Source organism: Enterobacter sp. DC4 (assembly GCF_000568095.1).
GTDB classification, from domain to species: Bacteria; Pseudomonadota; Gammaproteobacteria; order Enterobacterales; family Enterobacteriaceae; genus Enterobacter; species Enterobacter pseudoroggenkampii.
In genome coordinates this window covers 368,206-390,629 of sequence record NZ_AZUB01000003.1, presented here as the reverse complement: position 1 = coordinate 390,629, position 22,424 = coordinate 368,206, and the positions used below count along the sequence as shown (strand labels likewise).

The 22,424-nt window shown below is 50.6% G+C and carries 17 protein-coding genes; 9 read left to right on the top strand and 8 right to left on the bottom strand.

Annotated features, from left to right (window positions below; all coding sequences use genetic code 11):
• Positions 1–8 precede the first annotated feature (8 nt).
• From P349_RS13020 to P349_RS26335, 4 genes are read left to right on the top strand one after another with little or no spacing between them, the layout of a single operon-like run.
• A complete protein-coding gene (locus tag P349_RS13020; RefSeq protein WP_032651514.1) occupies positions 9–1,079 on the top strand; it encodes a GTPase-associated system all-helical protein GASH in 1,071 nt (356 codons plus the stop codon).
• On the top strand, positions 1,076–2,017 hold the full coding sequence (locus P349_RS25400) for a TRAFAC clade GTPase domain-containing protein (RefSeq protein WP_202963024.1): 942 nt from the start codon (positions 1,076–1,078) through the stop codon (positions 2,015–2,017). Before P349_RS13020 ends, P349_RS25400 begins: the two co-directional genes overlap by 4 nt.
• A complete protein-coding gene (locus tag P349_RS13025; protein ID WP_032651518.1) occupies positions 2,014–2,892 on the top strand; it encodes a TRAFAC clade GTPase domain-containing protein in 879 nt (292 codons plus the stop codon). The genes P349_RS25400 and P349_RS13025 overlap by 4 nt, the downstream gene beginning before the upstream one ends.
• Positions 2,868–4,844 (top strand): GAP1-N1 domain-containing protein, encoded by a 1,977-nt coding sequence (locus tag P349_RS26335; RefSeq protein WP_152540104.1) that lies wholly within the window; start codon positions 2,868–2,870, stop codon positions 4,842–4,844. The genes P349_RS13025 and P349_RS26335 overlap by 25 nt, the downstream gene beginning before the upstream one ends.
• 175 nt (positions 4,845–5,019) lie before the next feature.
• Here the strand turns inward: P349_RS26335 and P349_RS13030 are convergent, their stop codons facing one another.
• From P349_RS13030 to P349_RS13060, 7 genes are all read right to left on the bottom strand, one after another.
• Positions 5,020–6,504, bottom strand: coding sequence for a conjugal transfer protein TraG N-terminal domain-containing protein (locus P349_RS13030; protein WP_032664102.1), 1,485 nt, complete (start codon positions 6,502–6,504; stop codon positions 5,020–5,022).
• Positions 6,501–6,758 carry a hypothetical protein gene (locus tag P349_RS13035; RefSeq protein WP_032650064.1) on the bottom strand — a complete coding sequence of 86 codons (258 nt, stop codon included), beginning with the start codon at positions 6,756–6,758 and terminating at the stop codon, positions 6,501–6,503. The genes P349_RS13030 and P349_RS13035 overlap by 4 nt, the downstream gene beginning before the upstream one ends.
• Complete coding sequence (locus P349_RS13040) at positions 6,755–8,122, bottom strand: integrating conjugative element protein (RefSeq protein WP_032650063.1); 1,368 nt, start codon at positions 8,120–8,122, stop codon at positions 6,755–6,757. The genes P349_RS13035 and P349_RS13040 overlap by 4 nt, the downstream gene beginning before the upstream one ends.
• A gap of 2 nt (positions 8,123–8,124) precedes the next feature.
• On the bottom strand, positions 8,125–9,060 hold the full coding sequence (locus P349_RS13045; RefSeq protein ID WP_032650062.1) for a TIGR03756 family integrating conjugative element protein: 936 nt from the start codon (positions 9,058–9,060) through the stop codon (positions 8,125–8,127).
• A gap of 118 nt (positions 9,061–9,178) precedes the next feature.
• Positions 9,179–10,555, bottom strand: coding sequence for a glycoside hydrolase family 16 protein (locus P349_RS13050; RefSeq protein WP_032650061.1), 1,377 nt, complete (start codon positions 10,553–10,555; stop codon positions 9,179–9,181).
• A gap of 14 nt (positions 10,556–10,569) precedes the next feature.
• On the bottom strand, positions 10,570–11,577 hold the full coding sequence (locus tag P349_RS13055) for an OmpG family monomeric porin (protein WP_050597493.1): 1,008 nt from the start codon (positions 11,575–11,577) through the stop codon (positions 10,570–10,572).
• Positions 11,578–11,640: 63 nt separating this feature from the next.
• Positions 11,641–14,790 (bottom strand): alpha-N-acetylglucosaminidase TIM-barrel domain-containing protein, encoded by a 3,150-nt coding sequence (locus tag P349_RS13060; protein WP_032650059.1) that lies wholly within the window; start codon positions 14,788–14,790, stop codon positions 11,641–11,643.
• Between the two features lie 274 nt (positions 14,791–15,064).
• Between P349_RS13060 and P349_RS13065 the strand changes: the two genes are divergently transcribed.
• From P349_RS13065 to P349_RS13085, 5 genes are all read left to right on the top strand, one after another.
• Positions 15,065–16,309, top strand: coding sequence for an oligosaccharide MFS transporter (locus P349_RS13065; RefSeq protein ID WP_032650057.1), 1,245 nt, complete (start codon positions 15,065–15,067; stop codon positions 16,307–16,309).
• Positions 16,310–16,322: 13 nt separating this feature from the next.
• Positions 16,323–17,615 (top strand): sulfatase-like hydrolase/transferase, encoded by a 1,293-nt coding sequence (locus P349_RS13070; protein WP_032650092.1) that lies wholly within the window; start codon positions 16,323–16,325, stop codon positions 17,613–17,615.
• A gap of 3 nt (positions 17,616–17,618) precedes the next feature.
• The gene (locus tag P349_RS13075) at positions 17,619–18,419 is read left to right on the top strand and encodes a sulfite exporter TauE/SafE family protein (protein ID WP_032650055.1); all 801 of its coding nucleotides are present in this window, start codon (positions 17,619–17,621) and stop codon (positions 18,417–18,419) included.
• Complete coding sequence (locus tag P349_RS13080) at positions 18,416–19,567, top strand: anaerobic sulfatase maturase (protein ID WP_032650054.1); 1,152 nt, start codon at positions 18,416–18,418, stop codon at positions 19,565–19,567. Before P349_RS13075 ends, P349_RS13080 begins: the two co-directional genes overlap by 4 nt.
• Positions 19,568–19,667: 100 nt before the next feature.
• Positions 19,668–20,867 (top strand): type II restriction endonuclease, encoded by a 1,200-nt coding sequence (locus P349_RS13085; protein WP_032650052.1) that lies wholly within the window; start codon positions 19,668–19,670, stop codon positions 20,865–20,867.
• Between the two features lie 51 nt (positions 20,868–20,918).
• Here P349_RS13085 and P349_RS13090 read toward each other — a convergent pair whose 3' ends face one another.
• On the bottom strand, positions 20,919–22,343 hold the full coding sequence (locus P349_RS13090) for a DNA cytosine methyltransferase (RefSeq protein ID WP_032650050.1): 1,425 nt from the start codon (positions 22,341–22,343) through the stop codon (positions 20,919–20,921).
• Positions 22,344–22,424 lie beyond the last annotated feature (81 nt).

Here is a 22,424-nt window from a genome sequence, read left to right as displayed (position 1 = left end):
CAATAAGTATGGCAATGTTAACATTCGCGGACCGTTATGCTGAAGCGGGTTTATCTCCTACATCAGAAACAATAATTTCTCGTCAAGAACCGGTCAAACGGATCGTAGAAAACATCAATCAAAAGCAAATACTTGATTTAGCATCATTTTACTACGGTAATGCTGATATTTCTTTAGAATGGTTTCGAGATGAGTTCGCAGAAGACGATGCAAGTTTTAGCTTGTGGAATAATGAAAGAGAAGCTCGTGTTTTATCCGCATCAGTTCTGGGGGAACTAATCGATCAAGAAAATGCTGTTGCTATCTTGGCGATATGTGTTGGGAGTGTTAAAGGTCTGCGTCGGCCTTTACAGTCTTTGTGGCTTTTAAACAATGCTGAAGAGAGCTTTATTAAGCTGGCCATTGCAGGGAGAGCATTTCAAGAAATTCCTATCAAAATAGTTCCCACTGTTACTCCCAAACTTGACGAAGAGATTGCTGCTTTGAGTGCCACAAATGATTGGGCAACGCTAATCACTCTGCTTGGGAAGATTCGAACAGAAGCCCAAACATCGGCGAAAACAGTTGCAAATCAGAGTATGGGTATACTGAAAAAAATTGAGCGACAGGCTGCATTGATGCGAGAAGAAAGCCAGATGCTTTGGTGGCTGACAGGCGGTTATAGTAGGGTTTTTAATCGTAGTTTCACTACTTTCTCAACCCAACAAGCAGCAATAACTGCCGCAATAGACCTAGGGGCTTTAACTAATTCGTCCGAATTTGGCCCTGTTGCTATACCTGCGATGCTTGAACGCGTAATTTTAACTGCTAAAAAAGGGCGCGGGGCGCAGCCCAAAGAACTTTCTACAGCTATCGATGGTTTCAGTGTGGAGGAACTTCGTTGCCTTAAGGTACCTGCAACATTACCAGCCAAACTTGCCCCTATTTCAACCGCGATTGAGTTAGCTGAGGCAATTGGTATTGGTTCTTGGTATGCGCAATTTCAGTCGAGAACAGGGCTTGAATCTTCAATTCAGTTAGAGTCTCTAGCTTTGGCTGAACAACTTTACCGTGAATATCTTTTAGGGCGGCTGCTGTGACAAATCAGCTCAATGAAGAAGAAACTGATGTTGATGTTTTTGAACAACCGGAATCAGTTAAGGTTCAATCTGGTGATCCCGCACAGGCGTGGGTATCGCTACCTACTTCTACAATGCTTACTCTGGAAGAGGCAGATCAGCTTCTGCGTTGGCGTGATGCTTCAATAATAACCATAGTTGGGGAGCGTAACGGTGGTAAAACAACATTAGTAACCGAAATATATGGCCGTTACCTACGCGGTGCTTTTGCAAATTCATATTTTTGCCATAGCCTGACATTAATGGGATTTGAACGAAAAAGCTTTCATTCTCGGGCTGAGTCAGGAAGGTCATATCCAGACACTGATAGAACTTCGGCTCAAGATGGCTTACGCTTCTTTCATTTGGCATTGTCAAATGAAACAGATCTTTTACGCCGTGATCTTCTTATTTCGGAACGTGCTGGTGAAGTTTATCGAGAGATCCGAGATCGTCCAGATCGTGCTGTTGACATGATAGAGATTCGCAAGGCAACAACCATCGCTTTTATCGTTGATGGTGAGCGCGTAGCTTTACCAAGAAAACGGTCAGAGGTTTTTTCTTCTGTAAGAAATATCGTGCGTGTTGTGATTAATTCAGGGAATATTTCATCTCACACACAGATCCAATTGGTTGTTACTAAATTTGATTTACTTGAGGGTGATGAAAAATCTCAAGCTCGAGATGCCTTAACTACTTTTGAGCAAACTATTGAAACTATGTTGTCTGGAAGGTTTCATTTTGAAATTTTTCATACTGCTGCTCGTGCGCTACATCCTAATTCAGAGCCAGCACAAGGATTAGCTCCACTTCTGAAAACTTGGTTGAGAGTGAAACCACTTGAACATATTGATAATCCTCGTCTTCCTGAGTTGACAGATGAATTTGATAAACTGCTAGTGAGGAGAGCTGTTCAGTGAATTCAAATTTCATAATTATGGGATTACCTGCATCAGGTAAGACAACTTTTTTAGCAGCACTCTGGCATTTGGTTGAATCTGATGAGACGAATTGTCTTTTAGAATTAGATGCTTATGAGGGAGACCTTACCTATCTTAATCGCATAGCTGAAGCATGGCGGAACTTTGAACCCGTTCCTAGAACATCTCAGGTCGGTGATATGAACGTAGCGATTCATTTGCGAAATCGCGAAACTGGTGAGAAAGGAACAGCCTTTTTTCCTGATCTGGCTGGAGAGGTCTTTGATCGGCAAGTAGAAGATAGAATATTTCGAAAAGATTTCATGAAAGGTTTTTCTGATGACGATGGGATTTTATTCTTTATTAGTTCAGATGTTAGAGAAGACGATCTATCTGTAACTGAGCTCAATGCAAGATTACCTAGTAATGGTGAAACGGAAGAGTCTTTGAGCGATGGTTCTGCTGATGAGAATGTTGAAATTAGAATAACTGAATGGGAACCAAAATTATTACCTGCTCAAGTTAAAGTTGTGCAGCTTCTTAGTGATATTATTAGGCCACCTTTTGAGCCTCGCTTGCGACGAATCGCTTTATTAATATCTGCATGGGATTTAATCCATAGTTCAGGAGTAACACCTAACGATTGGTTAGAGGTAAATATGCCACTTGTGGCACAATTCCTGAAGACTAATAAAGATTATTTTGACCATCAGATTTATGGTGTTTCTGCACAAGGAGTTAGCCTTTCTGATAATTCCGCAGTTGATGAGATTGCTACTTTATTGGCAAGTCGGAGAATTAAAATTGTTGGTCCGGAAAGCGAAGGGAATGATTTGACCGAACCTCTTGTATGGCTTATGTCGGCGGGCGAATGAAATTAGATCATTGCTTATTTGGTTATGATGATGGTCATAGATTGATTGCTTCATCATTACCTCTTGGTGAAGAAAGTGCATATCTTACGGAGTTAAGTGATCTCGCTCCGGGTGTTGTTTTCGGAAGTTCAAAGGGTTATTGGACTGGTTCTCCCGCGCCTTCTATTGGGCGTTATGTTTTAATGTATACATGGCCTGCTCCAGAGATGCCAAGGCCTGGGTGTGTTTGGACTCATGCTTTATTGTTAGAGCCAGCAATGTTGGAATCTATAGAAGATTTGTCTATATTACAGGGTGTTATTACTCGCCCTAGCGTTTCTATAGAGATAGATTATTACAGACAGCCTCTAGAGGTCGATCTAAACAAAACAAATTCCTCTCAGTTACCGTTAGATATTACAATTGTTGAAAAATTAATTGATTCACTGTATGGAAGAATAAGTACAAACATTGAAGTTCTTTCTTCAGATAGGCTTGACCAGCCATTATTTGCTGTTTGGTCACAGCAATGGCCTAAGCTTAGACGTAATTTTCGATTCCAGACAGCCGCTTCTCGGATGCAAAGACCAACAGGCTCTGCTCGTTTCGATATTATTGCTATCTTTTCTCAAGATGAATCTAACAATTCTGAAAGTGAGAATATCTCCTCTAGTTGGTTAAATAATGCGCTAACAGATGTGCAAAGTGGAGGTAAAACTTCATTACGTACTTTCCTATGGGAATATGGAAGGGATGTGCGTAAGCAGCGGGGATCATTTAGACCATTGGCTGAAATCCATTCGCTTGGTTATAAATCTCAAGTGGGAGCTGTGCAGCGTATAATTAATATTATTTCTGAATCATTTCCTACTTTAAATGATGCGAAACATTTAAAACAACATTTAGTCGATGGTATCTTAGCTGGTCATGAACAAATTATGTTGATCACTAACATAATGCTGAGCGGTAATGAAAAGGAAATAATGTTCCCAGCAATCACAATGGCTGGAGTTGATAATTTAATTGGTTTTTGGCCACAAAAGGCAAAGTCTGTTTTAGATCTTTTTATTTTATCATCGCATTCCAGTTCTGAAAGTGGAAGAGTTATTTTTGAAAGCTTGATAGAGACTATTCAATCATCTGATTTTTGGACACTTAGCTATGCTCACCCAATTGCCCGTAAAATTGTAACTAAACGGAATCCTGAGTTCTTACTCGCAACTGGATACAAATTAGACGATGTTGATGTGATAAGCTTACTTCCTTTGGTTCCTTCTGCTACTAAAGGACTTTCTCATTTCATAAACGATATGATTTCGCGTGATAATAAAAACATCGCAAGTATGGTGTTTGATTATTTTCCTGATATCGCTGTCGCACAAGTTGTGCAAAGAATAAATGTAAAAACATTCGTGCCCAAGGTTTGGAAGAAAAAACTCTTATCACAATATAACTATCTCCTTAAAGATGAGGTAATTCGTACTGTAACTCATTCAAGCTTGCTTTTTGATATTGCGGATGCACTTGGTTGGTTATCGGATGCTGTCATTGTCGAAGGTTTAGAGCCTTGGTATAACTCTTTAATGACTGTTACTAACGATCTTGATGAGCAAGAAGCAGATATGCTTGATTGTTTTTTTATTGTTCTTGCTATAAAAAATGGTGGTGATAAAGGTCTCCATGTGATTGAAAAATTATATATAAATTTACATCATAAAATATTGAAGTCCAAGTTATCACAAAAATCTCGTGATATGCTTTCCCAACAATTACCAGATGTTGGTTGGTTGCGAGGTTGGGATTTAGGTTATCGTTTCCGTTTAGCTATTGCAAAAGCATATATTTGCAATAGATGGCCTGTAGAAAGTTATGTTGGCTTGGCTTCTGATAGTAAAGGTCGTGAATTACTGGCAGATGCAGCTTCAGATGTTGAAGGTGGACGCGAATATTCTAATGCAGCTTGGCGTTATTGATTAGTTATTTTAGGAAAGATGATAAGGCTAGATTTATTTATCATCTTTTCATATTTTATCAAAGTGAAAATTAGGGGAATCATTTAAATAAAAAATGATGAGTGCTTAGATAAAAGTAGTTCCTTGATCTCTACGCCGACTAAATATTAATTAGCAAGCTAATCGCATGATAACTTCATACTTTTTCAATCATCCCCCCAGCCTTCCCCCCACTATCCTGCGTCACCTTAACCCCGCCCGCCAGCGCGCCATTAACCGCCACGCCAACCCTCACTCCCGCCCACGTCATCGCTCCCAGCCAGAATGTCGGCAACACCAGAAACATTGACCCCAAAACCAAATTAATAATGACGTCATCCTGCGTATTCTGGAGCCCGGCCAGATTCCAGCTATTGTGGGTATCACTACTGTAGAGCACATCCAGCAGCCAGCTATCGAGCCATCGGGCCAGCTCCCACCAGAAGGTGAGGAAGAACAGTGCGAACTGCACAAACGTCAGCGTCATCACCACCTTCACATCCCACGCCGAGCAGAGCGTTATCAGCGGAATACAGATCACCAGCGCCATTTGCAGCAGCGCCTGCACCATCGGTAGCGCCTGACGCACGCTGTCGAATGCCGGGAACGCCGCTATGCTGCCGAGGATATTTCCGGCTGTAGAGGCTAACCGCGTGGCGGCGTTGGTGAGCGTGCCGTCAACATTACCACCATAGCCGGGGTAAACGCGCCCGTTCTGTGATACCTGCATATTTCGTTCACTGACCAGCGAGCGCAGCACGGCCTCTTCATATATAGCCTGTGACTGGCCGATCTTTTTAAACGCTGTCCATATATCCGGGGCCGGGAGTTGCAGGAGCCGGGCCTTCAGCCCAACCGTATCGTCGGCCCACCACTGTTTACAGGTAGGGTAGCCACCGGCACCTGTATCGGTCAGCCCGGCATCGCGTGATGCGCTATACGACCAGTCGCTATGTGGTGAAAGCGCATGGTCGGTATCATAGTAACCAGCCGTGTTGAGAAAATATGATGATCCCAGCCAGGCCGTATCGTCACTGGTGTCATCGTCCAGCTCTCCGGCGCGGAATTTCAGACGAGCGCGGGAAGGGGCATAACACTCCTCGACAAAATCCCGCAATTCCTGTGCCAGCGCTGGATCCTTGATTCGGGTGTGCTGCACCTCAAAGCGGATCTGACGCAGGTCTGGCTGGCAGGGCAGGGTGGCAACTGTTGCGCTGGTGATGCCTTTGCTGATCACATGAATAAAGTACCACCAGACCGGGACGGCGGCGGTTTTGCCGCCCAGTGAGTTAATAATCGGCTGATAGCCGGTATCGGCGGGTTGTGGTACCGACATACCGCACTGCTTTGAGCGCGTGGTGTCATATTTGATGGTATCGAGGTCGATGTTCAACATCGGTACGCAGGTGAACATAATCACCAGCAGCGAGGTGTACATCAGGTGCTCGGTCCATACCAGGGACAGCGCGGCTTTGTTGCCTTCATCGGCTCCCTGACTTCTGGCCTGAAGCCACAGCGCCAGCAACTTAATCAGTAGCGGCAGGGCGAATAATCCGGTGGCGCTAATCGCATTCCACAACCCGTTATTGACCACCCAGCCGAGCAGCGTCAGAAAGTATTCCAGATAGCTGTTGGTTGTCACCGGAACACCTCCGGCACGATTTCGTTGAGCACAATCAGTACGATAAACCACAGCGCGATGCGGTGGATGGCCGGGCGATAAGGTGGAAAACGGTCATACAGACGCCAGCCCACAGCACTAATCACGCCGTAAAGCGTTACGCGCCAGAGCAGCAGGTCGCTGCGGTTAATCTGCGGTGTATTATCAGTAGCCAGATAAAACATCACTGCCATACAGACCAAGAGCAGAGTGCTGGAGAGCATCAGCCGTTTCATTGCGTATCCCCGCCAGTGGGTTTGCTGAGATCGTCCACCCGTTTGTCGGTGTCGTCTTCTACGCCGATAGCCTGGCCTTTGGTCTTCGCTCGCGTTGTCTGGCGTTCAAGGATGGTGAGCGCTGCGTTATCTGCCAGCGCCTGGCGCATATCCAGTTCCAGCTTAAGCTGTGACAGTTCCTGGTTGAGCTGGGCGGTGGTCTGGGTCAGCGCGGTTTGTGCCTCTTTTTCACCGGAAACATAGGGTTCGCGCATCCCAGCCAGTAGTGTGCGCCGGGCCATCAGCGCCTGTTCCATCACGCGGGAGAGCGCCAATTCGCCGGAGAGCCTCTGGATAAGTACCGCTGCATCGGGATCGTCGCGCAGCGCCTCAATCACGCCGCGCGTCAGATGCAGTTCGCCACCGCTGGCTTGGGCTAATGTGTCATCGTTAACGGGTTGGCTGCGGTTCACCATATCGATAATCAGCGGCTGGATCTTATCCTGCTCTTCCTGAATAAGCGGCGTCAGCCCGACGCCGGATTGGGCACCGCTTTGCTGGCTCGTATCGCCAGACTGATCGTTATCCGGGGCGACGTTAATGGTCTGCTCGCCAACCACCCGAGTCAGCCATTGCGCAGCGTCGTCGGGTTTACTCCATACCTGACACAGCTCACCCTGACAGTCGTTGCTGGATATCGAACTGGTGCTGGTCGCACTGCGGTTATTGAGGATGTTGTAGCCTGCAACCGTCGTATCGCGTACCAGCTTGATGGGGGGCTGGCCTTTACCGCCGCGATGCTCGCCACCAACCCAGCGTTTGCCTTTCTCTGCCGCTTCTTCAGCCGCTCGCTGGTCGGCGCGAACGGCGTCTTTTTCGCTGGCCGCAATGCCCTGATAGTTCTCCGCCTGAGCGCTCTGCGTCCATGCCGGACCGAGCGCATAATCGGTCATCTTGCCAGCCATCTTCTGGCAGCTTAACAGTGATTTATCAAAGTCGAGTCGTCCCTGAAGTACGCCGTTGGTCAGTAGATCGTAGAGCTGAGGATTAGCGCGCTGGATCACCATCGCAGGCAGGCTGGCGACCGCGCTGGTCGCGCTTTCGATAACCTCTCCCATCAGTTGCTGGAAGCCGTCCGTCACGCCGTTGAGCTGATTGCGCACTGTGGTATCAATATCGAAATTGCCGCACATCATATCGCTGTTCCAGCTTACGCCTGCCGTCAGCGGGAAGGTGTTACGCCAGGTTGCTGAAGGGGGAATGGCCGCACCGCCGCCGATGCGATAATACATCCAGTCGCTGATCGCCCCTTGTTTCTGATACTGGTATTTATCAGCCGCCGGGGCGAGAAAGGCGACGAACAGAAGACACCAGGCTGAGCGCATAGTTAACCTCCGCTGCTGCCAAGAAAGGTCTGCCCACGACGCGGACAGCATTTGTAGGGCCGCCACAGCGTCCAGATATATGCGCCATCCTCCGCGAGTTTGTCGGCGTAAGAGTCGGTGGTGGAGCCATCCGGGAAGATGGCGCAGGAGGCAGATTTTTTGGGAACCAGCATTTGCCACTGGTGGTTATTGCTGTCGCCTTCCGTGACCGGATCCGGAGGCCAGTATCCGTCGTGTGAAGTGGCAGCCAACGGAATATAAACATGTGACTGACCACTCCGCGTTACCAGATCGGCAGCGCGTTGGGCGATGACCGCCCCAGCCTTGTAGTCATGCGTCTGGCTGAGTGCCCCGGCTCGTGGATAGACATTGCCCCACATATCGCCATCTTTGCTGACTTCGCGCAGTCCTGGCGTTAACGCCTCCGGATAAAACATTTCCGGTATACCGCTACGCCAGGCGAGCGCATCAAGCGTGCTGAGGAAGTAGGGGAGAAAAGGCTGTGACGACGGAGCGCAGACGTAGCCAAACTGGGCGAAGAAGTTCGCCAGCGCATCACCGGCAGGGAAGCCAATCGCATCGGCGTTTTTAAAGCGGACTTTGCTGTGCTGGCCGATGGCGCGGGGGTTGGTATCACCACCGGCTTCAGCGATACCGGGCAGCGGTGAGCTTAAAGGCGACATCTCAGCCCACGGGTTCTGCCCGGTTACGCTGTAGGCTGATACCACCAGGTCCGGGCGGAAATGGCGTACTTTTACCGAGGTACGCACTGAGCAGCCAAACGGCGAACAGAACAGCCAGTAGCAGACGCCGACCACTTGATACTTTACGCACGTCGGCGACAGGGCGGAGGCGGCGATTTCCGGTGTGGTGATGGCCTGCGCGGCAGGCACAGCTAGTGAGATTAATGAAGACAGGACAACGTGACGAACAGGCATATGGCACTCCGGATGAGACGGATGCCGTGGGTTTATCGCACTCTATGAAGGTTTTCCCGTCGAAACTCAATATCCAGATGGGAAAATTAACGGCGGCAGGGGATGCCGCCGTGGCGAATTATTTAAAGCGGGTGGTGGCGTTAATTTGTGTGCCGATTTCAATTTCGCTCAAAGCGTAGCTTTCCGGCGCGGTATTGATGACGATACGGGCGTGTTGATTCTGCTGCAATGGCGTATCCAGCGTAATTTTCAGCCCTTCGGCAATACCCGGATCATCTGTTTGCCAGTCCAGATCGAAATCAGGCTTCACAACTGCCCAGTCGCCGTAGCCATCGGTGGAAACCTCAATACGGATATTCTGCGGCGCGGTGGATTGTGCCTTTGTGGCATAGAGGACCAGTGTGTCGAAATCCACTGGTTGATGCCATTCAATATAGATATAGCGGAACTGGTCGTTGTACCAGCGCTCATTCTCCTCCTCGGTGCCGCTACCTTTAGGATAGGTGTCCGCGACGCTGAAGTGATCGCCGTCATTCAGCTTGCCTTCCCGCGAGGTGGAGTTATCGCCGTCATAGCCATAGATATTAATAAAGGCGCGTTCGGCGATGTTATAGCCGGGCAACAGCGGGTTTTGATAATTCGGCCATGGATCGGCGGGCGTATCCGCTTTTTTAAATACCCGGTAATAGTCGATAGTGAAGGTTTCGTCGTTTGGCAGCGGCGGGTCGTTATCGTAGATATTGCCCACTTCGGCGTTATTGGTTTCATGGTGATTGAGGGAGATCAGCGGGAACATGCGGTAATCAATCGCCGCATCAATGGTTGAAACCAGTTGCCCGTCGATATAGAGCTTCAGATATTCCGGATCCCATTCCAGACCATAAATATGGTAGCCGTCTTCCAGATCCGGTAGTTCAGTGCCTTCGCCATAGGGTTTTGGAATCGAGACTTGTTGCATTCCCTGTCGCGGCAGCAGATTAAATTTTACGACGTTTTCCAGAGTGAAGACTTCCGGTGAATCGACCTCCATATTTTCGGTGTACGCCGCATCCTGCATTCCCAGGAACCAGAAGGCCGGGGCCAGACCGCTGCCGCTCAGAAAGCGGGTGCGGATTTCAAAATAACCGTAGCGGGTGGCAAAGGCATCGTAATACGGCATATGGTTGGTGATAGGAAAACCGCCGCTCGGCCACTGATTCATATAGTCCCGCGTGCCGCCGGTGATGCCCGCGACCTTGTAGGTGTTGTTGCTGGCCCGCCACGGCTGCCAGTATCCCTGCCCGGCATTATCGACATACAGTTCCAGGCTGACGGTGCCATCGGATTCGGTAATAAAGCGGTAGCGGGCGCGGGAAGCATCCAGATCGCCCCAGCTTGCCTGGTAATAGGGGCACCAGCGCGGGTCGAGGTCCGGACCGTTAAATTCGTCGCTGAGATCGGGTTGATAGATCCAGTCTGCGTTATCGGGTAGAAACGGTAATATTGGTGTACTCATGATGGTAATCCTCTTCAGAAGCTATAGATAAAACCGAGGCCGGTTTTGTGGAACTTCACAACAGGCTTATCGCCGGGAGATAAATCGTGCCGGGCCTGCACTTCATAGGCGTAATCCAGCGTCATGGATAGATGTGGCGACAGCTTTTGCTCGATAAAGATGCCGGTACGGGTTTCCGTGGTGTGCATCCGTTGGTTACGCGACTTATTTTGCGACCAGACATCCAGCGTCCAGCGCCCGTAAGGCGTGATGGTGGTAGGGCCTGCGTCAAACAATGAGAAGGTGATTGGAATATAAGGGCGCAGCTGTGAGCGGCAGAACTCGCCGGTCTGGTCGTCGCTGTTGGTATTCCAGCCCCGATCGATAAAGTAATTCAGCCGCACCGCGATGGTTGGGTTGAAGCGATATTCGAAGCCGCCTTCGCCTTTTAATTCCCGGTTCGCCAGACCGTTTTCATGCAGATTGTTGTACCAGTTGTAGACCGTCACCCAGCCGGTGGATTTGAATTTATCGGTGAAATTAATTCGCCAGTCGGGCTGGAACGACCAGCGCTGGGAGTTATAGCCGCCGGACTGCGTTTTTTCCGGGTTATCCTGATAGATGAAGGTGTAATTTCGGAAGTGGAAGGTCATGCCCAGCGCCAGATCTTTTTGGTCTACCATCAGATAGCGGGCGTCAAATTCGTATTGGTTAAACCAGTTGTCGCGACTGAATCCATCGCTGTAATTGGTGCCGTGGGTTTCCTGATAATAGGAACCGTAAAACGTCCAGCGATCGCGGGAGAAATCCATCCATAATGTGGGTTCAAAAAAGCCGTCTTTATCAAACGACTGCCCTTCTTTGTTTTCGGTCTCAATCAGCAGGCCCGCGCGGACTTTCCAGGGCTTTGATACGGGCACCTGGTCCTGACCAGTATCTACTTCTTGCTGAATATCATCGGTATCAATATCAGCCGCCATCACGGGCAGGCCGATACCGGATGCCAGTAACGGCAGAGCGCAGAGCAGGGTATTTCTGTTCATAAGCTTTCTCGCAGAAAGGGAGAATGCCGCAGAACGGGCATTCTCTTAGGGGTCAGGATGGGGTTATTGCGTTGCCGCCAGCACGCGGACTTCCGCCAGTTGTGGCTTCAGATCCGGGCGCAGTTTGAAATCCGCGCTGGTCAGCGTGACCCTGACTTTCTGCGCTTCGCCTTTGTACGGCACCGCATTGACAACCTGCTTTTGCGAGAAGTCTTTCGATTTATCCTGAATGGTGCGCCAGTTGCCCTGTGCGTCCTGAATCTCTACCGTCCAGCCGGAGACCACCGGATTTCGCATATCCTCCGCCGTCTGCTCAAACTCCAGCTCGATACCGTCTACCTTCTGCACGCCCTGAAGATCGATAATCAGATCCGCAGGCCAGGTTTTATTGCCCCAAAGCGTTGAGGGCTGTCCGTCCACCACGCGTTCAGTCGAGAATTCGGCGTTGATAATGTCGCCATGGGTAAAGACCGGCTTATTCAGTGCCAGATTGCGCTTGTCCTTGCTTTCCCGGTACGGGCGTAGGTCTTCACTGGTGACGGAGAACTCTGCCAGAGCCTGCTGTGCCAGTTGGCGGATATCGCGCCCGGAAGGCTGCGTCGGGTAGCCGTTACCCGTCTGATTGACCCAGCGATACTCCTGCGGGAACCAGTTCACCTTGATGGCGTCCTGCTTCTGCCCGGTAGCCGCAGCAGTTTTCAGCGCCTGAATCCAGGTTGCCCAGCGCTGGTAGTAGAAATCACCGGTGAGCCCCTGCCACTGGCGGTTGGAGTAATCGCGCAGCCCGGCGTCAGCGGCCTGTTCGGCTCCCCAGGTAGTGACCATTGCCCGGGCGTTGAACTCGAACTGGTCGCGGGTCCAGTCGTCCATACCATCGAGCATCGAGCGGGCGCTGTTGATCCATGTTCCGAGCATAAATTCCGGGCGGGTACTCAGTACCTTGTCCTGAAGCTTGATAAGGCGCAGGAATTTGCCGGAAAGCTGATTGAAGGCGCTGTAATCCTGCGCCATCCACGCATCTTCAAAGGCGCGGTAATATTCATACGAGGCGTTGGCCAGTATCTGACGGGTGATATCCACCAGATCGTGCTGATACGCCGGGTTATCCTTAAAGCGGTCGTAAACGCTCAGGTAGAGCGGCAGGATTTTTTCAAACTCGGCTTTGTCGTAGTCGATGAGCGCGGTGTAGTAGGTGCAGGCGCGGGTGACACCGAAGCCGGGCTTGGCGTCGATGATCGAGTCTTCCGCCCGCTGGCGATCTTTGCGGCGGTGATACGCGGTTTTCACCATAATATCCCATGCCTGCTCAATCTCCGGCGACTGCGCACCGTAGCGGCTGGTGAGCCAGTTGTGGATATACGCCGTTGACGAAATGGGCGATTTTTCCCACGCCATGTCATAGAGCATTTCGTACAGCATCGGGTTGGTGCCGAGCGATTCGGCGGTGACGCCCACGCCCTTCATGTACTTCGATTCTGCCAGCGATTGCGGGATCTCTTGTGCCAGCACTTCCGGCATTCCGGAGAAGCCCATGCGGCCACCGAAGGCGTGCAGCATGTTCCAGATCCACGGCGTGTTACTGAACTCGTGGCGGATAGCATGGTTAGGTTTGTTATCGGCGTAAAGATCGAGGATCAGCGCGTGCTCCTTCTTCAGGCCGTTCAGGAAGGCGTCAGTGGGATTTTCCTGCCAGTTCTGGATAATCCATACGGCGTCTTTATCGTGCTCCAGCATCTTGTTTTGCACGGTCTGCGCCACTTTCACCATATCCAGATCGGCGCGGTTGCCGCCTTCGTGGAATGGATCGACGGCGTAGTAGTGGCTGATATCACCGAAGGTGGTTTTCAGCGTCTGGTAATAGACATCGGCCACTTTGCTGAAATAGTCCTCTCCCTGCTTAACGTAGGTGCGCAGCATCGGTGGGCGGACAAAGCCAACCCAGTCGCCCTGATCGATCACCTGCGCCTGCGGATTTTTGGCGGCGAAAGTATCCGGCACCTGCCCGGCAAAGCCGGGGAAGACTGGCGTGATGCCGTACACTTCCATCCTGTCGTGAATTTTACGCGCCAGCTCGGTACGCTGGGCAAACCAGCTCTGCGGCAGTGGGCCACCGAAGCTCTGCATATTCGCCATGTAAAACCAGCCGAAGTAAGCCGGGCCAGGGAGGTATTGGCGCACATCGTTATCGCTGTAGCCGAACTGGTGCAGCATCCGCCGCTGAACTTCTTCCTGGCCGACAACATCCAGCATCAGGTTGACGCCGTTCATTGCCGCCCAGTCGAGGAATTTCTCGTAATCATGCCAGCGCCAGAACGCCATGGTGTAGGACGGCGTGCAGAAGTTCAGGGCATATTTGTACTGATAGGGAGTGTCTTTCTCTGTGACGCCTTTTGGCATCGGCCAGTTTGTCGGTATGGTCAGATTGGATACATTCAGCGGATCATAATTGGCGTGCAGATAGTTTTTCAGATACCAGTTCAGCCCGGAGGCCAGTGAAATACCGTTCGGTCCACTGATGCTGATTTTGCCGTCAGCTTCCTTCACGGTGAAGCTGTCTTTGCCAGTGGTGGAGGGCGCAACCGCGAAGATAAAACGGTTCTGGTACTGTGCGCCGAGCACCCGCTCAACCAGCGCCTGCGCTTCGCTGATGACTTCCTGCTGGCGATACGTTGTGTTCTGGCGACGCTCATGACGCTTAGCCCACTCGGTGGTGGTGTAATCCGCAACTCGAATCGCAGGCGGCATCGGCGCGGTATCGCTGATTTTATCCCCTGTAAGAGAGATATCGTTGACCACGCCTTTCGTACCCGCCGAATAGTCGGTGATATTGATGCGCAGACGGCTGGCGCGAACGTTAAGCGGCAGTCGCTCGTTCGATTTACTGGTCTTTGCGGAGGCGATTTTGCGGTAAGTCACACCATCGTCGCTGCTGTAGATGTCGAAGCGCGTTAGCGTGTTGAGTGGGGTAGAGAACTGTAGCTCACTAAGCTGGTACGTACCTTTTAAGTCCATCTCCAGCCAGCGGTTGTAATCCAGCTTCGACTGCCATTGGGTGGCCGGATTATTGTCCAGCAGGGGCTGGCTGACGTTGTTGCCCTGTGCATCCATCACGCGAATTGCCGACGCGGTTAAACGGCTGTTTGCTGCCGCCTGGTGGCAGACCAGAGAAATTGACAGCGCCAGTAAAGAGAACCATCCGGTTGTTTTTTTCATGCTTGCCATCCTGTTTGTTGAAATTCAAAAAACGATGACAGGAAACAAACGGGCGACTTATGACCATTATCATATACGACAGTCCGTTATTTATGATCCGCCTCACTTCATTTGTTCCATGCGGAAAAAGAGTTTGCCGCTGCGAATAAATAAATCAGCCATAAACTGTGTATCCGTTCACGCTAATTTCCTGTGGCGTTATGACAACGGTTATAAGCAGGTTTTTAGGTGCTCTTTATTCTGAATCTGATGAAATTCCGACTCTGAGGGCATTATGGCTATTCAACGCGATACAAAATGGAATGTGATCCTCTGGGGATTCTTTTTCCTGTTCTATTACTACAACTGGTCTTCCTGCTTCTTGTTTTTACCGATGTGGTTAACCCGGATGGTGGGGCTGGATAAAACGCATATAGGTATGGTGTTCTCCTCCTTTGCCGTGGCGGCTATCTGCCTGCAACCGCTGCTGGGCTGGGTAACGGATAAGCTTGGGCCGAAGAAATACTTGCTGTGGCTGCTCGTTATCCTGATGGTGCTCTTCGCGCCGTTCTTTATTTACGTGTATACCCCGCTGCTGCAAAGCCACTTTGCGATCGGGCTGGTGGTGGGTGGGCTGTATCTGGGATTTATCTTCCACGCGGGCTATGGCGCGGTGGAGGCGTTTGTCGAGAAAGTTAGCCGTAATCGGGGCTTTGAGTACGGACGTCCACGGCTGTTTGGCTGCTTTGGGTCGGCGGCCTGCGCGACTATCTCCGGTATTCTTTATGGTTTTGATCCGACATGGATTTACTGGATTGGTTCGGCGTTGGCTTTATTGCTGGTGGTGATCCTGCTGGTTGCCCGTTCTGAGCCGCTGCCGGGGATTGAAGCGGAACAGGTCCGCCAGCAGAAGGTGAGCGTGTGGGAGCTGTTTAAACTCCGTCGGTTCTGGTATTTCACATTATATGTATTAGGCGTGGCCTGTATTTATGATGTTTTCGACCAGCAGTTTATTAATTTCTTCACTCGTTTCTTTGACCATCAGGAGCAGGCGGCAAGAGCATTTGGTTATATTACAACTGCCGGGAATCTCGGCGACGCCGCCGTAATGTTTTTTATTCCGCTGCTGATTAATAAATATATTGGCAGCAAGAATGCATTATTAATTACTGGTACCATTATGACGATTCGGATCGTTGGTTCGTCGTTTGCCACCGGGCCGATTGAAGTGCTCTTCTTACGGATGTTGCATAATTTTGAAGTGCCTTTCCTGCTGATTGGTATTTTCAAATATATCGCTGACGTTTTTGATACCCGTTTGTCCGGGACCATCTATCTGGTGGGCGTGATGTTTATCAAGCAGTCCGCCGCCATTGTTTTATCTACCGTCGCAGGCCACCTGTACGACACCATCGGTTTCCATAGCACCTATCTGATCCTCGGCAGTATCACCGCTGCGTTCACTCTGCTGTCCGCTTTCCTGCTGACTTCAACCCCACGGTCTAAAACGGCGGACGCTTACGCGCCCGCCACACTCTAATGGAGAGAACATGATGCAACCGAATATTCTGGTCTTTTTCACCGATCAACAGCGCTGGGACACGGTGGGCTGCTATAACCCAGCCGTAAGTACCACACCTGTTCTGGACCAGCTTGCCCGCGAGGGCGTGAAGTTCGAAAACACCTTTACCGTCCAGCCGGTCTGCGGCCCGGCGCGTTCCTGCCTGCAAACCGGGCGTTATCCTACGCAGAACGGCTGTTACCGCAATAATATCGCCATGCGGCAGGATGAGGTGACGCTGGCGAAGCTGTTCAATCAGGCGGGGTATGACACGGCCTATATCGGGAAGTGGCACCTGGCGGATCTCGATGAAAAACCGGTGCCGGAAGCACTGCGCGGCGGCTGGCAATACTGGCTGGCGGCAGATGCGCTGGAACATACATCGCACCCTTACGGCGGTCACTTTTTTGATAACGATAACCAGCCTGTGCATTTCGATGGCTACCGGGTGGATGACCAGACCTCGTTCGCGCTCGATTACCTGCAAAATCGCCAGCGGGATAATCCATTCCTGCTGTTTCTCTCCTATCTGGAGCCGCACTTCCAGAACGATATGGCGCGTTTTGTCGCCCCGGATGGCTACGCCGAACGCTTCCAGACCGCATCGGTGCCGCCGGATCTGATTAACCGCCCCGGCGACTGGCCGCAGAACCTGCCGGATTATTACGGCATGTGCCAGAACCTGGATGAAAACCTCGGGCGGATTGTCGATTACCTTAAATCCAGCGGCGAATACGACAACACCATTATTCTGTTCTTCAGCGATCACGGCTGCCACTTCCGCACCCGTAACGATGAATATAAACGTTCGTGTCATGAGTCCAGCATTCGTATCCCCTGCGTGGCGCGGGGTGGGCCGTTCAGCGGTGGCAGAACGGTAGAGCATCTGGTGACGTTGCTAGATATTCCGGTCACGATGTTAAGCGCCGCAGGTATTACAGTGCCGGATACCATGGTGGGACGTGATTTACAAACCGCACTGGATGCTGAGCATTGGGACGAGGAAGTGCTGATCCAGATTAGCGAATCGGAAGTCGGGCGAGCGCTGCGCACCACGCGCTGGAAATATGAGATTGTCGCGCCCGGCAGCGATCCGTGGAATGAGTCTGCCGCGACGATTTACGTGGAGAGCCAGCTTTATGATCTGCTGAATGACCCGTGGGAGCGCCAGAACCTGATTGCCAGCCCGGAACATGCGCGGATCCGCGATAAATTACGTCAGGATATTGGCCGCAAAATGACGGCAATTGGTGAAGACCTGCCCGTCATTGTTCCGGTGGAGTAAGTGATGACGGCATGGATGATTGCCGCACTCTGCGGCTGTGGTATGGCAACCAGTTTGCTCTCGGCGCTGTTTGGCGTCGGGGGCAGTATCCTGCTCGTGCCGGTGCTGCATTTGTTGTTTCCGCAATGTGCTGTGCAGGTGCTGGCCGCGACGTCCCTGACGGTGGTGATGCTGAGTGCGTTGATTAACGTCTGCGCCTTCTGGCGTCAGGGTATCCGGTTAAATTCGCGGCTGCTGGTGCTCTGGTCGCTGGGTATGGCGACGGGAATGCAGGCTGGCGTGTACGCCAGCTTTTTGCTGTCGGATAAGGTGCTGCTGATGCTGTTTGCGCTGGTCCTGGTGGGGCTGGCATTGCGCTGTGGATATTCGCGCCCGACAACTCAGCAAAACGTACAACCGGATAACCGGACGCGCAGTACCGGGATGCTGCTGTGTACCGCTGGCGGTGCTGTAGCCGGGTTGACTGGGTTGGGCGGTGGTTCCGTGCTAGCGCCGCTGATGTCGCAGCTATCCGGGATCCCGCGCCAGCATATCGCTGTGTACTGTAACTGGATGATGGTGTTTGGCAGCGCCGGAACGGTGGTCAGCTATCTGTATCACACCGCACCGGATACCGGCGCATTGCCACCATCGATGCAGTTTGGTTACGTCAATATGGCTATTGTGGCTGTGATTTTTCTCTGCACGCTGGCGTTCCAGCCTGTCAGCATGAGGCTGCGTACTCTGCTGCCGGAATGCTGGCTACAGCGCGTTTTCTCTGGGGTATTGCTGATGATTGCCACGTTGATACTGGTGACGCTATGAAACACGCTTTTCATCTGATGGCGAAGCCTGCGGGCTGGCGCTGTAATCTGGCCTGTGATTACTGTTTTTACCTGGCAAAAGGGCAGGGTGTGCTGCGTGATACCTGCGGACAGCGGCATATGTCCGATAAGGTGCTGGAAACGTATATTCGCCAGTACATCGCGGCATCGCCCGGCACGGAGGTGAACTTTACCTGGCAGGGCGGCGAGCCCACATTGGCCAGGCTTGATTTTTATCGCCGGGCCGTGGCGCTCCAGCAGCGCTATGCCGGGGATAAGCGTATTACCAACAGCCTTCAGACCAACGGGGTGCTGATTAACGACGAATGGGCTGCATTTCTGGCTCAGCATCGGTTTCTGGTGGGGATATCGCTGGATGGCCCGGCGCATCTGCATAATCATTACCGTAAGACGGGCAGTGGTAAACCCGTGTTCGTTCAAGTGATGGCTGCGTTAGATGCCCTGAAGCGTCACCGTGTGGAGGTGAATATCCTGACCGTGGTGAACAATGTGACGGCGCAGGCCCCGTTGGATATTTACCGCTTCCTGACTCGTGAGGTGGGCGCTGAATTTCTCCAGTTTATTCCGGTGGTGGAGTATGACGCCCAACGAGTGTTGTTACCCTGGTCAGTGACGGGGGAAGATTACGGGCGGTTTATGATCGCCATCTTCGATGAGTGGGTACGCCATGATGTTGGGCGGGTATTCGTTCAGCTTTTTGATAACACGCTGGCGGCGTGGCTGGGCGAACGCCCGGCGATATGCGTGATGCAGCCTACCTGCGGACGCGGGCTGGTGGTTGAGCAGAACGGTGATATCTACAGTTGCGACCACTATGTGGATGCGGAGCATCGGCTGGGTAATTTGCTACAGCAGCCGCTGGAAAAGCTGGTTGCAGGTAAAGCGCAACGGCGATTCGGCCAGCAGAAAGCGCAGCTACCGGATGATTGCCATCGTTGCCCGTGGCGCTTTGCCTGCCAGGGCGGTTGTCCGAAGCATCGACTTCACGATCGGTTGAATCATTTGTGTGCCGGGTATCGCATGATGTTCAGCCATATGGATCCGTATATGACCTATATGGCGCAGCAGATTCGTTTGCAGCAGTCTCCGGCAGGGGTGATGTCGGTGGTGGATAGTCTGAAGCAGTAATATCTTATTTTTTAACACAAAACTGCATATTCAGAGAGGCGGAGCTGTGGCAGGATAGCCCTGTATAAATCGGCGATATTTTTACAGCGAGGAAGTGATGATGTCGGGGCTACATTCATGGCTTTTAGATAAGTCAACCAGTGACACCTATATGTTCATCAAGCGCCTGTCAGCCAACGATACCGGTGCGACGGGTGGCCATCAGGTTGGCATTTACATACCTTCTGGCATTGTTGAGCATCTTTTCCCTTCCATTAATCATACAAGGGATCTTAACCCGTCTGTGACGCTGAATGCGCATACCTCCTCGCACAGTTGCCCGGACACCGAGGCCAGGGCCGTTTATTACAATAGTCGTTTCTTTGGTAAGACCCGAAATGAAAAGCGTATCACCCGATGGGGCGGAGGAAAAAATCCTCTGCAAAACCCTGAGAACACGGGGGCACTAGCGTTACTGGCGTTTGACCATCGGCAGGGGGCAGATAGTCAGTTTGTCGATATCTGGGTGTGCTATGACGCTGAAGAAGAAGATATTGTTGAGTCATCACTCGGAGAGATTGTTCCCGGTTCGCTAGTCTATGGCCCCGCAAATGAGATTCTGGGCGGCCTGGCTTTAAAAGAACCTGTCTCCAGTGAGTATCGTCTTCCGGAAGAGTGGAGAACGCATTTCCCTTCTGGTAAGGAGATTATCGAGTATGCAGCAGCTCATTATTCCCCAAATGTCGTTGGACCGGATAAGCAACTGATTGAACGTCGTCGTGTTGAGTACGAAATTTTCCTGCTGGTGGAAGAAATGCACGTTCTGGGTATGGTTCAGTCTGGGTTTGGTTCAGTAAATGAATTTATTGCACTGGCGAACTCCGTGAGTAACAGACGAAAATCACGGGCCGGTAAATCACTGGAGCTGCATCTTGAACAGCTTTTTAATGAGCATGGACTGACAACCTTTGAGACTCAGGCCGTCACGGAAGGAAATAAGAAGCCAGATTTTTTATTCCCCTCTGCACAAGCTTATCACGATGAAACGTTTCCTGAGCAGAAGCTTCGTATGTTGGCAGTAAAAACGACCTGTAAAGATCGCTGGCGGCAGATATTAAATGAAGCCGACAGAATTCAGGACATTTACCTCTTTACTCTTCAGGAAGGTGTTTCCGTTGCGCAATTTCAGGAGATGCAGCAGGAAAGGGTCAGGTTGGTTGTGCCCAGTAGTCTTCATGATAAGTACCCGAAAACTATCCGGGAATATCTTATTTCGTTAGAAACGTTTATCGATGAAACCAAAGCATTGTATGTCGATTAAATAATTTCATTCTGTTATCCCCCGGATAAATTCCGGGGGGGGCTGTTTATATTATTTTTTGGTCGTTTTGGTTGCAGCGGCTTTCATAATATAAGGCTGAAGCAGTTTTGCCACGGCTTCAAAAACGGGAACGACCACTGAGTTCCCAAACTGGCGATAGGCCTGGGTATCGGAAACGGGGATCCGGAATGGTTTGCCACCTGGTTGCTCAAAACCCATCAGTCTGGCGCATTCATGAGGCGTCAGTCTTCTTGGCCTCTGTTCCTGATTCTCTGGATTAGAGAAATCGATTTCGCCGAGTTCTTTATCCCATCCTCTGTCGATGAGAATTTCAGAACCATCTTTATGATAACGAGCGGATAATGTTCTCGCGACGCTGTTTTCATTATTCGGATCAACCAGACCAAAACCGAACCCATTACCTTTGGCAGCATGCTTTTTAGCATAGTTATAGAGATATTCCCATAACTTAGGGCTAAGGATATATTTACTGTCAACCGCAGGGTCCAGAAGCTGACCAAATGTTGGCCTTTTCTCAGGGTAGAATTTATCAATATTCTTTAATGTGAATCCCTGATGGATATTAAGATCGCGGCGGAATCCGACCAGAACAATACGCTCACGATGCTGTGGCAGGAAATTTTTACCATCAATAATTTTAGGATCATCTTTCCCTGTGATACTGGCATCAGCAACTTCATAGCCCAATTCATCAAGGGTATCCATAATGACTTTAAACGTTTTACCCTTATCATGACTCTTAAGGTTCTTAACGTTTTCCAGCACAAAAATGGCTGGCTGCTTAGCCTTGATTATGCGGGCAACATCGAAAAATAGAGTCCCTTGCGCTTCACATTCGAACCCATGTGCGCGTCCAAGCGAGTTTTTCTTACTCACCCCAGCCAGACTGAATGGCTGGCAGGGAAAACCGGCCAGCAGGACGTCATGATCCGGGATGTGTTGATCGATATGAGCGTAGGCTTTCTCTTCTGATATATCATCTTCTCCGCTTAGCGTGACTTCGCGGATATCCATATTGAATGTGTGTGCGTCTTCATCGTTGTACCAGTTTGCTTTGTAGGTACGTACCGCTTCTTTATTCCATTCGCTGGTAAAAACGCATTGCCCGCCGATGGCCTCGAATCCTTTACGGATACCACCAATACCGGCAAACAGGTCAATAAAGCGGAAATCATAGTCAGGATGATGAGCGGGTTGCTCCGGCAGCATTTTCCGTAACAGCGCTTCTTCAGCCATGGTAAGCGATTTCGGCTCACACTTGCCATTTATCCAGCGGTTCAGGGTTTCGCGGCTCCACTCATTTTTACCTATTTTTCTTAGCAGTTCTGCGACATACTTCTGGTCGTAAATTTCAAGTACCCGATCAATCAGCTTCCTGTCGCGCTCTTGTTGTTGTTTTTCTTCAGCTTCTGCTTTTTCGAGCAGTTCCTGCGCAAATAAATCGAATTCAGACATAACGCCTCCTCGGGGTTTATGGGTGAAAATATATCACTCATTTGACCCAGATGAAACGATTTGTTCTGGATATTTGATCAG